Origin of the sequence: Psychrobacter sp. DAB_AL43B (assembly GCF_900168255.1) — a bacterium.
GTDB lineage: Bacteria > Pseudomonadota > Gammaproteobacteria > Pseudomonadales > Moraxellaceae > Psychrobacter.
Genome location: NZ_LT799838.1, coordinates 2601214 through 2614045, shown reverse-complemented (window position 1 = coordinate 2614045; position 12832 = coordinate 2601214). Strand labels below are relative to the sequence as shown.

At 42.9% G+C, this 12832-nt stretch carries 12 protein-coding genes; 4 read left to right on the top strand and 8 right to left on the bottom strand.

Annotation, left to right across the window (positions count from 1 at the left end):
• Window positions 1–22: 22 nt before the first annotated feature.
• From DABAL43B_RS11095 to DABAL43B_RS11080, 4 genes are all read right to left on the bottom strand, one after another.
• The gene (locus tag DABAL43B_RS11095; protein ID WP_079692423.1) at window positions 23–640 is read right to left on the bottom strand and encodes a hypothetical protein; all 618 of its coding nucleotides are present in this window, start codon (window positions 638–640) and stop codon (window positions 23–25) included.
• A 74-nt stretch (window positions 641–714) separates the two neighbouring features.
• Entirely contained in the window at window positions 715–1464 is a 750-nt protein-coding gene (locus tag DABAL43B_RS11090) for a PhnD/SsuA/transferrin family substrate-binding protein (RefSeq protein ID WP_079692422.1), read from the bottom strand.
• Window positions 1465–1467: 3 nt separating this feature from the next.
• On the bottom strand, window positions 1468–1962 hold the full coding sequence (locus DABAL43B_RS11085; RefSeq protein WP_079692421.1) for a PAS domain-containing protein: 495 nt from the start codon (window positions 1960–1962) through the stop codon (window positions 1468–1470).
• A gap of 306 nt (window positions 1963–2268) precedes the next feature.
• Window positions 2269–2631 (bottom strand): roadblock/LC7 domain-containing protein, encoded by a 363-nt coding sequence (locus tag DABAL43B_RS11080; RefSeq protein ID WP_079692420.1) that lies wholly within the window; start codon window positions 2629–2631, stop codon window positions 2269–2271.
• Window positions 2632–3342: 711 nt separating this feature from the next.
• On the opposite strand from DABAL43B_RS11080, the gene gdhA reads away from it, so the two are divergent.
• The 3 genes from gdhA (at window position 3343) to DABAL43B_RS11065 (ending at window position 5719) form a co-directional block, all read left to right on the top strand.
• Window positions 3343–4689 (top strand): NADP-specific glutamate dehydrogenase, encoded by a 1347-nt coding sequence (gdhA, locus tag DABAL43B_RS11075; RefSeq protein ID WP_079692419.1) that lies wholly within the window; start codon window positions 3343–3345, stop codon window positions 4687–4689.
• A gap of 296 nt (window positions 4690–4985) precedes the next feature.
• Window positions 4986–5570, top strand: a complete 585-nt coding sequence (locus tag DABAL43B_RS11070) for a hypothetical protein (protein WP_079692418.1) — start codon at window positions 4986–4988, stop codon at window positions 5568–5570.
• Window positions 5504–5719 carry a hypothetical protein gene (locus DABAL43B_RS11065; protein WP_079692417.1) on the top strand — a complete coding sequence of 72 codons (216 nt, stop codon included), beginning with the start codon at window positions 5504–5506 and terminating at the stop codon, window positions 5717–5719. Before DABAL43B_RS11070 ends, DABAL43B_RS11065 begins: the two co-directional genes overlap by 67 nt.
• A 127-nt stretch (window positions 5720–5846) precedes the next feature.
• On the opposite strand, the gene hutI is transcribed toward DABAL43B_RS11065, so the two are convergent.
• The 4 genes from hutI to hutU form a co-directional block, all read right to left on the bottom strand.
• Window positions 5847–7103 (bottom strand): imidazolonepropionase, encoded by a 1257-nt coding sequence (hutI, locus tag DABAL43B_RS11060; protein WP_171996392.1) that lies wholly within the window; start codon window positions 7101–7103, stop codon window positions 5847–5849.
• Between the two features lie 120 nt (window positions 7104–7223).
• Window positions 7224–8276, bottom strand: coding sequence for a formimidoylglutamase (gene hutG / locus DABAL43B_RS11055; RefSeq protein ID WP_079692415.1), 1053 nt, complete (start codon window positions 8274–8276; stop codon window positions 7224–7226).
• Window positions 8277–8346: 70 nt separating this feature from the next.
• Window positions 8347–9909 carry a histidine ammonia-lyase gene (hutH, locus tag DABAL43B_RS11050; RefSeq protein WP_079692414.1) on the bottom strand — a complete coding sequence of 521 codons (1563 nt, stop codon included), beginning with the start codon at window positions 9907–9909 and terminating at the stop codon, window positions 8347–8349.
• Between the two features lie 56 nt (window positions 9910–9965).
• The gene (gene hutU, locus DABAL43B_RS11045) at window positions 9966–11681 is read right to left on the bottom strand and encodes a urocanate hydratase (protein ID WP_197684657.1); all 1716 of its coding nucleotides are present in this window, start codon (window positions 11679–11681) and stop codon (window positions 9966–9968) included.
• 276 nt (window positions 11682–11957) lie between these two features.
• Here hutU and DABAL43B_RS11040 point away from each other — a divergent pair, with 276 nt between their 5' ends.
• The gene (locus DABAL43B_RS11040; protein ID WP_079692412.1) at window positions 11958–12722 is read left to right on the top strand and encodes a UTRA domain-containing protein; all 765 of its coding nucleotides are present in this window, start codon (window positions 11958–11960) and stop codon (window positions 12720–12722) included.
• Window positions 12723–12832: the final 110 nt, after the last annotated feature.

Genomic DNA, 12832 nt, shown 5'->3' with positions numbered 1-12832 from the left:
TCGTTTTAACAAAAGAGCAAATCTAAGCTTTAGTGGTTTGATCAAGTTTTTGTTGACAATTATTCCAGCGATCATCAAATTGCCAGTCACTTTTACCCAAGCGAAACCAAACTAAGGAGAATGCCAAACGGTCGTTGCGAGCAATACAATGAGCAAAGAATTCATTTTCTATTTGTTCTATTGTATCCAAGTTTTGATTATCACGTGCTAGCATCAGCTCGGCGGTGATGTCTTTCGCGATTTCTTTGGCGTCATCACTACTGATACGTAAACGCTGGGTCTGTTCATTTAGTGAAGGCGATACCAGTACGCTCCAGCGGGTCGCCAGCGTACTATTTTTTTGGATATAGCTTTTTTTATCGATACAATCGCGAAAACCTTGTTCTATGTGAGGCAATAGACGACCTTGCAAGCGCGTAAACATGTTGGTGACATCGTAAGGGATATCATACCAGCAACCATAAAAGAAATCTGCGATGGCACCTTGCAGCGGCTCTTTTTCGTTTAATAACAGTGCTGCGTTGATACGTTGTTCGTGAAAATGGCGATTGTTTGGTGCCAAAAATATCTTACGCGAGTAGAGACGATATACGCCACGCGCGGCCATTTCACTTTCTTTGATAAGGTCTAAATCAGACATAATAGTGTCCTGTCAGTCATAGCCAATATGGTAGCGCAATAGGCTATGACCTAAGTCAGATGCCAGTGAACCTGCTAGTCAATTAAAGTTTCCATCAAGTCGATCATAAACTCAGCATCTTCTTCGTCCATAGCTTCAAAGCCTTGAGGCATACCAAGTTCAGCCAATGCTTCTTTACCATCATCATCGTTATGCAAATTCAGAATGGCATTCATCAGAATTTCTGTATCAGGAAAACCCTCTTTAATCAGCAATACATGGCTAATATCCGCCAAATCACTTTCGATTAATACAGTTAACTGCGCTTTGGTTAAGCGTGAAAAGCTGTGGAAAATTTCAGCTAAAAAGAATGCCGCTTGAGCATCGCCTTTGATAACTTGGCGTGCTGCTGCTTGATAGGTTTCGGTCACTGACCAATTCAAGTCCGCCTCTTCTAAATCGACCGCTTCTAGTAGGCGTAAACCAATCAGCTTAACATCACGGTTATTTGCCATAGCAATGGTCGCGCCATTAGCCAAGTCCTCTAGAGTATTGATATCGCTATTTGCTGAAGCTGCAATGACCATCTCATCAGATTTACCGATAGGGCGCGCAACTGCACGGTAGCCTTGCTCACGGATGAGCGTTGCTGCATCAAAAGGGTTGGCATAAATAACTTGCATGTCGCCTGCGTCGATAAGCGCTTCTTGCTCAGCATGTGAGGCAGGCATATTTAGATGCATGTTTAGATTGGCACGTTTTTGAATCAAGATATTAAACATATGCCAGCCTGCAAAACGCTCAGGCGAAAAATCAGGGGCGATTAACATATTATGTGTCGTCATGATTTAACCTTCCTCGTTTTGTTTCATTTGGGCATACTGAGCGATAGCCGCATCAATTTTGCTGCGCGATGGCTTACGGCGTACAGAAGTATAGCCAACGGTTTCGCCGCGACGAACGTTGGGCACGACAGTCGCGTAAACCCAATAATGGCTGCCATCTTTACATAAGTTTTTAACGTAGCCATGCCATTTTTGTCCAGCCTCTGCGGTTGACCATAAATCTTTATAGGCAGCTTTTGGCATATCAGGATGGCGCAAAATAGATTGTGGCTGACCGATCAGCTCATCAGCAGCGTAGCCACTAATCTCAACAAAGGCATCATTAACGTGAGTCAAAATACCGTCTAAATCGGTACGCGAAACAATCAGCTTGCCATCAGGATAAGGGCGTTCGATACCAGTATCATAAATAGTACGCGATGCACCGTCATGATAAGTCAGAGTGATCTGCTCGGCTGGCAGGTCAGGCTTCATTGCGTCAGGTAGTGGAGAACCCATCGTAATCTCCTTTATTTATTGTTGTATGGATAGTCATTAAAAAACTTATTTGATTTACGTTTGTTTTTTAACGCGCTTATTTTTTAATAAGTATGGATATGTGATTCGCTAGGATTAGAATTCATAGATATTTAGAAGCTTTAATCACTTATTCAATAATCACTCATTCAATCTAAACAGTGTGCAATACCTTAAATAATTTTTATAAGACAGTGCGTCCGTTTTCATTTAAAGTATTATACACAGAAGGCATTTGTATTGCAGGCGCGGTATAGAACCGTAGCGTTAGCACTTTAAAACCAATTATTAGATAAGTTTCGAAAGCGCTTCAGAGGCACGTTTAATATCTAAGAATATTAAGCCAAGTTTGGCATTCGGTTTTGCCATAATGGTTAGTACTGCTTCATCACCCGATGAAGTCATGATCACGTAGCCCTTTTCACCTTGAATCATGATACGGTCAATGCTACCACGAGCCAATTCGCGACCTGCACGATCACCTAGTGATAATAAAGCTGCTGACATAGCGCCAACGCGGTCTTCATCAACGCCTGCTGGTAACGCAGATGCAATCATAAGACCATCGTTAGAAATGAGAGCAGATGCTTCAACATCGGCTGATGAGCTATTTAGGTCTTCCAAGATTTGCTGAAATGAATCAGTACGCATATCGTTTTCTCTATGACGGGTTATTAAATGAATAGAATAACGGTTGATAGTATTTTAAAAAATAACGGTTAATAATATGTTAAATAGTTTTTGACTAATTAATGGGCAATATTATAAACCCTTACAATTAATAATGATATGGCAGGATATGAATGAAAGGCTAAATATTGGTTTTTTTAACCTTTTATCTCTATTTTATAACCTTCTATCATTAACTTATTTCTAATAGTAAATAAAAGTTTATTCTAATTTTCTTTATTATTACTTTATATTTTGTTTCGATTATTTCTTCATAAAAATAAGTTATTAAAACCGATAAGGTGAAAGTGAGTTTTTCATCGTAAGGTAGTGCAAAAACAGTTAAAAAGTAGATATGGATTTTTGACTGTCGAGCTTTCATTACACGGTCATGTATAGATTATCGTTATAAAAAACTTGCCCATAACTTTTGATGATGGCGATATTTACTAGACTTATACACCAAAAAAATGATATATAGATATGAGATAAAAATTGTTTGTGCTTCTGGGTTTAAGATTTAGAGACACAATCAGTTGGCTTCTAATCCCATCAGTTTCTATACCAAACACAAACAGCGTATAGGAGCGACCTCAATCCCACATCAACGTTTGCCATCCTATCGTTTGTGATTATGCGATAAAATGTCGATGTAAATCAGCACGATTACAATCTTTACCCTAAGGAATCTATATGAGTATCAGTCAGGCAATCAAAAAAATTGAAGCACGTTACGCTCACCAACCTGAATTTATTCAGGCGGTAAAAGAAGTTGCAATCACGATTGCTCCGCTATACGACACTCATCCCGAATATGATACGTTCCAAATTTTTGAGCGCCTTGTTGAGCCTGACCGCGTTGTGGCTTTTCGTATCAATTGGGAAAACGATCAAGGTGAAGTACAAGTAAATCGCGGCTGGCGCGTTCAGTTTAGTAATGCGCTAGGTCCTTATAAAGGTGGTATCAGGTTTCACCCAACGGTAAATCAGTCTGTTTTGAAGTTTTTAGGCTTTGAGCAGATATTTAAAAATGCATTGACCGGTTTGCCTATGGGCGGTGCCAAAGGCGGTTCTGATTTTGATCCAAAGGGCAAAACAGACAATGAAATCCGTCGTTTTTGCTACGCTTTTATGCGTGAGCTGCATCCTTATATAAATAAGGATATTGACGTACCCGCTGGTGATATCGGTGTTGGTGGACGCGAAATCAGCTATATGTTTGCCATGTATAAAAACCTTACACGTGAATACGGTGGTGTATTAACCGGTAAAGGGGTGGGTTTTGGTGGTAGTTTGATGCGTACAGAAGCCACTGGTTATGGCGCGGTTTATTTTTTAGAAAATATGCTAGCGGCTCAAAACGAACACATAGACGGTAAAAGAGTACTGGTTTCAGGGGCTGGTAACGTCTCACTCCATGCTGCTGAAAAAGCTCATATGCTGGGCGGCGTTGTAGTCACGGTGTCAGACTCACAAGGTACCTTGTATGATGAAGCAGGTCTTAATCAAGAAAAAATTAACTGGTTAAAAGCACAAAAAGCGAAAAGTAAACCTTTGGCCGATTACGTTGATGTCTATGGTGGTGAGTGGCTTGCTAAGCAAAAACCTTGGCATATCAAAGGTGACATCGCTATCCCATCAGCCACACAAAACGAAGTGGATGAAGAGGACGCTAAGCTTATGGTTGAAAATGGCATCAAATATGTCGTCGAAGGCGCCAATATGCCATTGACTGCTGAAGCGATTGATCATATTCGTTTGCATCGTGTGCATTATGCACCGGGCAAAGCGGCAAATGCTGGTGGTGTGGCGGTATCTGGACTTGAGATGTCACAAAACTCAGTACGCCAGTACAAAACCTTTGAGGAAGTTGATGAGCGTTTGAAGTGTATTATGAGAAATATTCATGACTGCGCTGCTGAAGCGTCAGAAAAATACCATCAGACTGACAAAGGCTACATCGATTATATGACAGGCGCAAATATCGTTGGCTTTAAGCGTGTTGCTGATGCGCTGGTTGCCTATGGTATCCTGAACTAAATTTTTCATTATGGCTCTTTGCGATAGCACCAGATCACAATAATAACTGGTATGATTGATATTTAACGCGCCTACTTACATAGTAGGCGCGTTTTTTATGCCACATAAAAAACTGCTTAATCAATATAGTCCGTGCAAGATAAAAACGCTGCTTGTTAAAACTATTGCAACATTAGTATAATTCATCTTAAGTTAAATAAATTGATTTTTATTCATTAATATAATCAGCTATGATTACTTCATCAAAATTATTTATCTTAACTATAAAATAATGAATACGATTAATGGAGTAACACATGACTACCACAATCCCACGATCTAGAGTACCTAGCCATATCCTAGGCTACCCACGTATTGGTGATAAACGCCAAACCAAATTTGCCTTAGAGCATTACTGGAAAGGTAAAAAAGATAAAGAAGCAACTCAAGCCGCTTTGTTAGAAGTATTTACCACCAATATCCAAGATCAAATCGATGCAGGTCTTGATATCATCACCACTGGCGACTTTGCTCATTATGATTTAGTGCTCAGCCAAGCAGTTTCCTTCGGTGTGCAGCCACCACGTTTTGCTGGTGCCGAAACATTAGATACCTTTGATCGTCAGTTTTATTTTGCCCGTGGTCGCGACCATACCGGTCAGTATGAAGACAATGCGGCTTGGCAAATGACCAAGTGGTTTGATACCAACTATCATTACTTGGTGCCTGAATTAGAAGCCGATGAAGACTTCAGCAATACTGATTTTACCCAAGTATTTAAACAAGTAAGCGATGCTCAAGCCATTATTGAAAAAAAGGTAGCTATCAAAATGCCATTGGCCCAGGCGTCTATGACATTCATAGCCCGCGCGCCCCTGATAGCGACGCTATGCAGATCATGATTGATGAGGCACAAAAATATATTCCAATTGAGCGCTTATGGATTAACCCAGACTGTGGTCTAAAAACGCGTAACTGGGAAGAAGTGCGCCAACAACTGCGTAACATGGTCGAGATGACAAAAATTGTACGTAAAAAATATGTAGCATAAATCCTAAATCAAACTTGCACTTATAAATGTAACAGCCTCAACCATGACTGTCATGGCTGGGGCTTTTTTTATTTAACGATTTCTTGCTGTTTTTAATCATCTAGCATTTTTAGAAATAATATTAAGGCTATAAAGTCTTGCGCCACTGACCTTGACGCATAATACCAGTAATAGGATTAAGTCCAATTTGATAGCACAGATCCGCAGGGCGAGTGATATCCCACAGTGCTAAATCAGCATCACAACCGATTTCTATTTTACCTTTATGTGATAATCCTAATGCTTTTGCTGCGTTAACAGTCGCACCGGCTAGTACTTCTTCTGGCGTTAAGTAAAACAGCGTACAGCCCATATTCATTGCCAGTAATAGCGAAGTTAGTGGTGAAGTGCCTGGATTACAGTCGGTCGAAATAGCAATAGCAACTTGATGCTTACGTAATGCATCTATTGGAGGTAACTTGGTATCACGCAACGTATAAAATGCGCCGGGCAATAGTACCGCAACGGTATTGCTGACTGCCATTTTCTCAATATCTGTTTCTGATAAATGCTCTAAGTGATCGCTTGATAGCCCTTGATATTCAGCAACTAAAGCACTGCCGCCTATATCAGACAGCTGCTCAGAATGGAGCTTGACGGGCAAATCTAATGAGCTGGCAACTGCAAAGACGCGTCTAATTTGCTCTGCACTAAAAGCAATATTTTCACAAAACCCATCGACTGCATCTACCAAGCCTTCTTGATGCAAAATTGGTAGCCACTCGCAGACTTGCTCAATGTAGTCGTCTGCACGGTCTTTATATTCGGGTGGCAAAGCATGGGCAGCTAAATAGCTAGTGCTGACATGGACGTCGTATTTGTCACCCAGTTGACGCGCGACAGTAAGCATTTTGCGTTCAGTATCGAAATCCAAACCATAGCCGGACTTGATTTCGATACTGGTTACACCTTCTTTGAGCAGTGCTAACAGACGTTTTTCACTTTGCGCAAAGATTTCTTCCTGACTGGCTGCGCGAGTCGCACTAACGGTCGCAACAATACCACCGCCTTGCGCTGCAATATCTTGATAACTAGCACCATGCAGCCGTGCTTCAAACTCATTGCTGCGGTTACCGGCATAGACTAAGTGTGTATGACAATCGATTAAGCCTGGCGTTATCCAGCTACCCATAGCATCTTTAATTTGAGCTATTTGGTAATGAGAAAGGTATGGCGTCATCTGTTCGTTCGACCCAATCCAAGCAATCTTGCCATCTTTGATACCGATAGCTGCATCTACTAGCTGCCCATAATGGACATTATCTTTATCCTTGCTATCAAAGCCATAATGGGCTGAAAATGTAGCCAAATTGGTATTGATAACAATGTTGTCAAACGATGCCATCGTTGCGGCATCGATAGGTCTTTGCAAGTTGGTTTTCGTAATAGAATCTGTAGAATTCGTCATAATATACTCCTGCTAGTTAGTAGCTATTTATATATCCGTGATAGGGTAAATCCGTGCTTATATAATTAATAAATGCTGTTCTATAATTATGGCTAAAAGCCGAGCAGCCACTTTACAGCTGCGTTGATCGCTATCATAGGTCGGATTAATCTCAGCAATATCCGCTATTTTTACTTTGCCGGATGCCATAATAGTTTTGACAGCGCGCTCAACGAAGCTCAGTTCGATACCGTAGGCAGCAGGTGCGCTGACACCAGGTACCACGCTCGATGGGAAACAGTCCATATCAATCGTTAAATAAAGTACATCAACTTGATTAATAAAACGATCAATCTGAGCAGCAAGCGTTGCCCACGATTGATAGTAACAGTCCTCGTCACTAATAACGTGGACACCTAGTTCGTTAGCACGATCAAAAAGCGCTGCGGTATTAGAGAAACGACTTACCCCAATACAGCAATAGTGAAAAGGCTGCTGATACTCGGTTAGATACTCAGAAATTTGGCGAAAAGGGGTGCCGGAAGTGGCAACATCAGATTGACGAATATCAAGATGCGCGTCAAAGTTAATGATGCCGATAGTGGGGATAGTCGGTATATCAGCTGTATTTTTTTCACCAATATCACTATTATCAGCCTGCTGAAGCGCTTGCCATAACCCTAAAAAACTACCATGAGCCATCGCATGACCACCGCCAAGGCCAATAGCTAGACTGCCTTGTTGAATGACGCTACTAATAACATCGGCATACTGCTGCTGTGCTTGCTCCAGTAGTTGCTCGGCAAAATCATCGTTATCTTGACAGTGAATATCACCGGCATCCCCTAGCAAGGTCGCCAATTTACCATCGAAACGTTTTTGGAGCTCAGCGATAACCGGCAGTTTAGCAAAAGTACTGCGAATCAGTGGCGGTGCTGCTCTTGCCCCAACGCGTCCTTGATTGCGTCTAACACCCTGATCACAGTTAAAGCCAACTAGCCCAATATGCTGCTGCTCATAAGGCTGCGCTAGCTGATACCAATAGCAAGCGCGCGCACTTTCAAATGGCTCAGCGCGACCAGTCCATTGACTCATATCAGCAGCAGTGTGATTAACGGTTGCGATGGTCATCGCTGATCTCCTTTAAAATGAATTTCAAGCTATTTACTTATTTAGAAAGAATTTTTATTTTAAAAAACCTTTATTTAGAAAGGTACCAGTCACTGCGTATTTCCTGCCAATGTTTAGTTAAAGTGCGACTTAGTATTAATTGCTTTGCCGCCTCGATATCAGGAGCCAAGTAGCGATCTTTATCATAAAAAGTAACTTGCGCGCGTAAAAGCTTATGAGCGGCTATTAATGGCTCTGATGTTTCAAGCCCACGATGAAAATCAATACCTTGACCAGCTGCCAACAGCTCAATCCCGATAATGGTCGCCGTATTTTGCGCCATTTCATATAAGCGGCGCGCACAATAAGTTGCCATTGATACATGGTCTTCTTGATTGGCAGAAGTTGGAATGCTGTCAACACTACCTGGATGTGCAATGGACTTGTTCTCTGATGCTAGTGCCGCTGCAGTGACATGAGCAATCATAAAGCCGGAGTTCAAGCCAGCATTGTCAACCAAGAATGGCGGTAAGCCACCGGACAAAGTAGCATCGATCAGCAAAGCGATACGGCGCTCAGACATAGAACCAATCTCAGCAATGGCTAGAGCTAAAATATCGGCAGCAAAAGCTACTGGCTCAGCGTGAAAGTTACCGCCAGAGATAGCGACAGGCCCATCTTCATTGTTAAAGATAAGTGGGTTATCCGTGACGGCATTTGATTCAATCAATAGCGTCTTTCCTGCTTGGTTAATAATATCAAGGCAAGCACCCATAACCTGCGGCTGGCAACGTAAGCAGTAAGGGTCTTGGACTCTGTCATCTTGTTCGCCATTATGAGAGGCGCGAATGTCACTACCTTTAATCAGTTGGCGATGGGCTTTGGCGATTTCAATTTGTCCATGATGCCCGCGAACTTCATGGATACGAGCATCGAATGGCGCATCCGAGCCTTTTGCCGCATCGATAGACAGTGAGCCGACGATAGTGGCTGACTCTAATAAGTCACGCGCTAAGAAATAGCCTCGTAGTGCAAGGGCAGTTGAGACCTGCGTGCCGTTAATTAATGCTAGCCCTTCTTTAGCGGCGAGGATGATTGGCTCAAGACCAAGCTGTTCTAAAGCGTCAGCAGCTGGCATACATTTACCATCGACATAGACATCCCCTTCGCCCATTAACGCTAGCGTCATATGCGATAGAGGCGCTAAATCGCCAGATGCACCGACGGAGCCTTTAACTGGAATAAGCGGGGTAATTTGATTATTAATCAATGCCAATAAACCATCGACCACGACGCGGCGCACGCCAGAGACACCTTGTGCTAGGCTGGCAACCTTCATAACCATAATCAGTCGAACCACGCCGGCTGGTAAGGGTTCACCAGTACCAACAGAATGCGATACGATAAGATTGCGCTGTAGCAATTCAAGCTGGTCATCGCTGATTCGCGTCTTTGCTAATAGGCCAAAACCGGTATTTATACCATAAGCGCTTTTATCGCGAGCAATAATCGTACGTACATCTTCATGTGAGGCATCGATTGCCTTATATGCGCTATCAGGTAAGGTTAATGAGACTGGCTGATCATAAATACCACGCAGCATCTCAAGGCTTAATTGGCGTGGGTTTAATGTTAGGTGCTTAATATCGGTCATAGCAATGTCCCTATTTATATTAGTTATTTATTTTTATAAATGAAAAGTAGTTCGAGCTACTGAATCATCGGTAAATTCAGACCATAATCTTTAGCAGTTTTAATCGCTAGCTCATAACCTGCATCGGCATGGCGCATGACGCCTGAACCACAATCATTGACCAGTACGCGTGCTAAGCGTTTGGCTGCCGCATCAGTACCGTCTGCCACGATGACCATGCCAGAATGTTGCGAGTAACCCATACCAACACCGCCGCCATGATGTAATGACACCCAAGTTGCGCCGCCTGCAACGTTGAGCATACCGTTCAATAGCGCCCAATCTGATACCGCATCTGAGCCATCTTTCATACTTTCAGTTTCGCGGTTTGGGCTGGCAACAGAACCGGTATCTAAATGGTCACGACCGATAACGATAGGACCTTTTAGCTCGCCGTTTTTGACCATCTCATTAAAGGCAAGTCCTGCTTTATCACGTTCACCCAAACCTAGCCAGCAAATACGCGCGGGTAATCCTTGAAACTGAATATGCTCTTTAGCCATATCGAGCCAGCGATGAATATGGGTGTTTTCGGGAAATAGCTCTTTGATTTTTTGATCGGTTTTATAGATATCTTCAGGGTCACCTGATAGCGCAACCCAGCGAAACGGGCCTTTACCTTGGCAAAATAGCGGACGAATATAAGCGGGCACAAAACCTGGAAAATTAAAGGCATCTTTCACCCCCTCATCAAAAGCCACCTGACGAATATTATTACCATAATCAGTCGTTGGGATGTCCATCTCTTGTAGATCTAGCATCGCCTGTACGTGTACGGCACAAGACTGAGCAGCGGCTTTGGTTAGCGCTGCATGTTGGTCTGGATTTTCTTGGGCCGCTTTCCATTCTTCAACGGTCCAGCCACTTGGTAGATAACCATTAATTAAATCATGCGCTGAGGTTTGGTCAGTGACCAAATCAGGCTTCATGCTGCCTGCATTGGCGCGTTTGACCATCTCAGGCAAGATATCTGCAGCATTGCCAAGTAGGGCAATAGACACTGCTTCACCAGCGTCCGTATGCTGCTTGATAAGCTCGTAAGCATGGTCAAGGTTGTCGGCTTGCTTGTCGACATAACCGGTACGCAAGCGAAAATCGATACTAGACTGTTGGCATTCGATATTTAGAGAAGTCGCTCCGGCAAAGGTTGCGGCCAATGGCTGCGCGCCACCCATACCGCCAAGACCAGCGGTCAATATCCAACGTCCAGCCCAACTGCCGTCATAATGCTGACGACCGGCTTCAACAAATGTCTCATAAGTACCTTGGACGATGCCCTGGGTACCAATATAAATCCAGCTACCTGCTGTCATCTGCCCATACATAAATAGATCTTTACGATCAAGCTCGTTGAAATGCTCCCACGTCGCCCAGCGCGGCACCAGGTTAGAGTTGGCAATTAATACGCGCGGCGCATTTTCATGAGTTTGAAAGACACCAACCGGTTTGCCAGATTGCACTAATAACGTCTCATCATCTTCTAATTCTTTCAATGACGCTAGGATTTGATCGTAGCTTTCCCAATTCCGCGCCGCACGGCCAATTCCGCCGTAGACCACCAAGCTTTTTGGGTTTTCAGCGACATCAGGATGTAGGTTGTTTTGGAGCATACGATAAGGCGCTTCGGTCAGCCAACTTTTGCAATGTAGCGTGCTGCCAGTCGGCGCAGCGATATTGCGACTCTCGTCATGGCGCGTGAATTCGTTATTTTGATTTATTCCATTAATGGTCATCGTCATTCCTTGAGATCGTTTGTTCATACCGAAAAGGCAATTAATAAAGAGTAATGAATAACGCTTTCTTAATAACACTACGAACATGTTACTATCTTTGATAATTTGTATATACAAATTATCAAAGATAGTTTTTTCAAGCAAGAACTTTTTTATAAATAGTTCGATTATTTATGGGATTGCAGAGCGAGATAGGGTGCGCTAATGATAGTTATGGCAATTGTCGTGATATTATGGCGCTACTTTCATTGGCAGAACTGACGGCTAACAACAGATATGACAAAGACGATACCGGCATATCAGCGGATTAAAAATGCGATATTAGACAATATTCATTCAGGTAAGTGGCAGGCGGGCAATGCGATTTCTACAGAAATGGCATTGGCAGAAGAGTTTGGCGTCTCTCGTATGACAGTCAACCGTGCTTTAAAGGAATTAAGTGAAGAGCGGGTATTGGAGCGCCGGCAAGGGTCAGGGACTTTCGTCGCGCAGCAGCAGTTTAATCATACCTTCGTTGAAGTACGTAATATCGCGCAAGATTTAAAGTCGGCCAATCGTGATTATAAAGCGCAAGTGGTGAGTAAGCGCAGTATTACCGCTGCCATGCTTGACGAGTATTTACGCCGTAAGTTTGATATTGATACACCGAAAGTGTTGACTATGAAGCAAGCGCTTAAAAACGAATCAAATGATGATGACAAGCCTGTGTTATATGAGGTAAAGATTATTCACTTTGCCGATGGCCAACCGATACAGTTTGAAGAGCGTTGGGTAGATGCCATAAAGCTTCCGAAGTTTATCGAACAGGATTTTAGTGTTGTTAATACCAGTGATTATTTGATTGCCAAGATTCCGCTTGAGCGCGGTAGCTATACCATCCGAGCATTAGCAGCACCGGATGAGGTTGCTAATGCCCTACAGATTGAGGTGCAGTCACCAACGTTAGTGCTCAGCCGGCAGACTTATTCATCGGGTAAAGTACTAACCTTTGTCAGGATGTGGCATGCAGGTGAGCGTTACCAATTTTCAGGTGAGCTATAATATTCTTACGCATGCTCACTGTTTTTGTACGTTTATTCTTACTCAACTGCGTTAGTATATGAATGAGCAGGTGTTTAATCGGCAGCTTTAAAATAAGTATTTGTCATAAA

Coding starts and splice junctions, on each gene's coding strand:
- DABAL43B_RS11095 (WP_079692423.1), bottom strand. CDS start 640: ATGTCTGATTTAGACCTTATCAAAGAAAGTGAAATGGCCGCGCGTGGC.
- DABAL43B_RS11090 (WP_079692422.1), bottom strand. CDS start 1,464: ATGACGACACATAATATGTTAATCGCCCCTGATTTTTCGCCTGAGCGT.
- DABAL43B_RS11085 (WP_079692421.1), bottom strand. CDS start 1,962: ATGGGTTCTCCACTACCTGACGCAATGAAGCCTGACCTGCCAGCCGAG.
- DABAL43B_RS11080 (WP_079692420.1), bottom strand. CDS start 2,631: ATGCGTACTGATTCATTTCAGCAAATCTTGGAAGACCTAAATAGCTCA.
- gdhA (WP_079692419.1), top strand. CDS start 3,343: ATGAGTATCAGTCAGGCAATCAAAAAAATTGAAGCACGTTACGCTCAC.
- DABAL43B_RS11070 (WP_079692418.1), top strand. CDS start 4,986: ATGACTACCACAATCCCACGATCTAGAGTACCTAGCCATATCCTAGGC.
- hutI (WP_171996392.1), bottom strand. CDS start 7,103: ATGGCATCGTTTGACAACATTGTTATCAATACCAATTTGGCTACATTT.
- hutG (WP_079692415.1), bottom strand. CDS start 8,276: ATGACCATCGCAACCGTTAATCACACTGCTGCTGATATGAGTCAATGG.
- hutH (WP_079692414.1), bottom strand. CDS start 9,909: ATGACCGATATTAAGCACCTAACATTAAACCCACGCCAATTAAGCCTT.
- hutU (WP_197684657.1), bottom strand. CDS start 11,681: ATGACCATTAATGGAATAAATCAAAATAACGAATTCACGCGCCATGAC.
- DABAL43B_RS11040 (WP_079692412.1), top strand. CDS start 11,958: ATGACAAAGACGATACCGGCATATCAGCGGATTAAAAATGCGATATTA.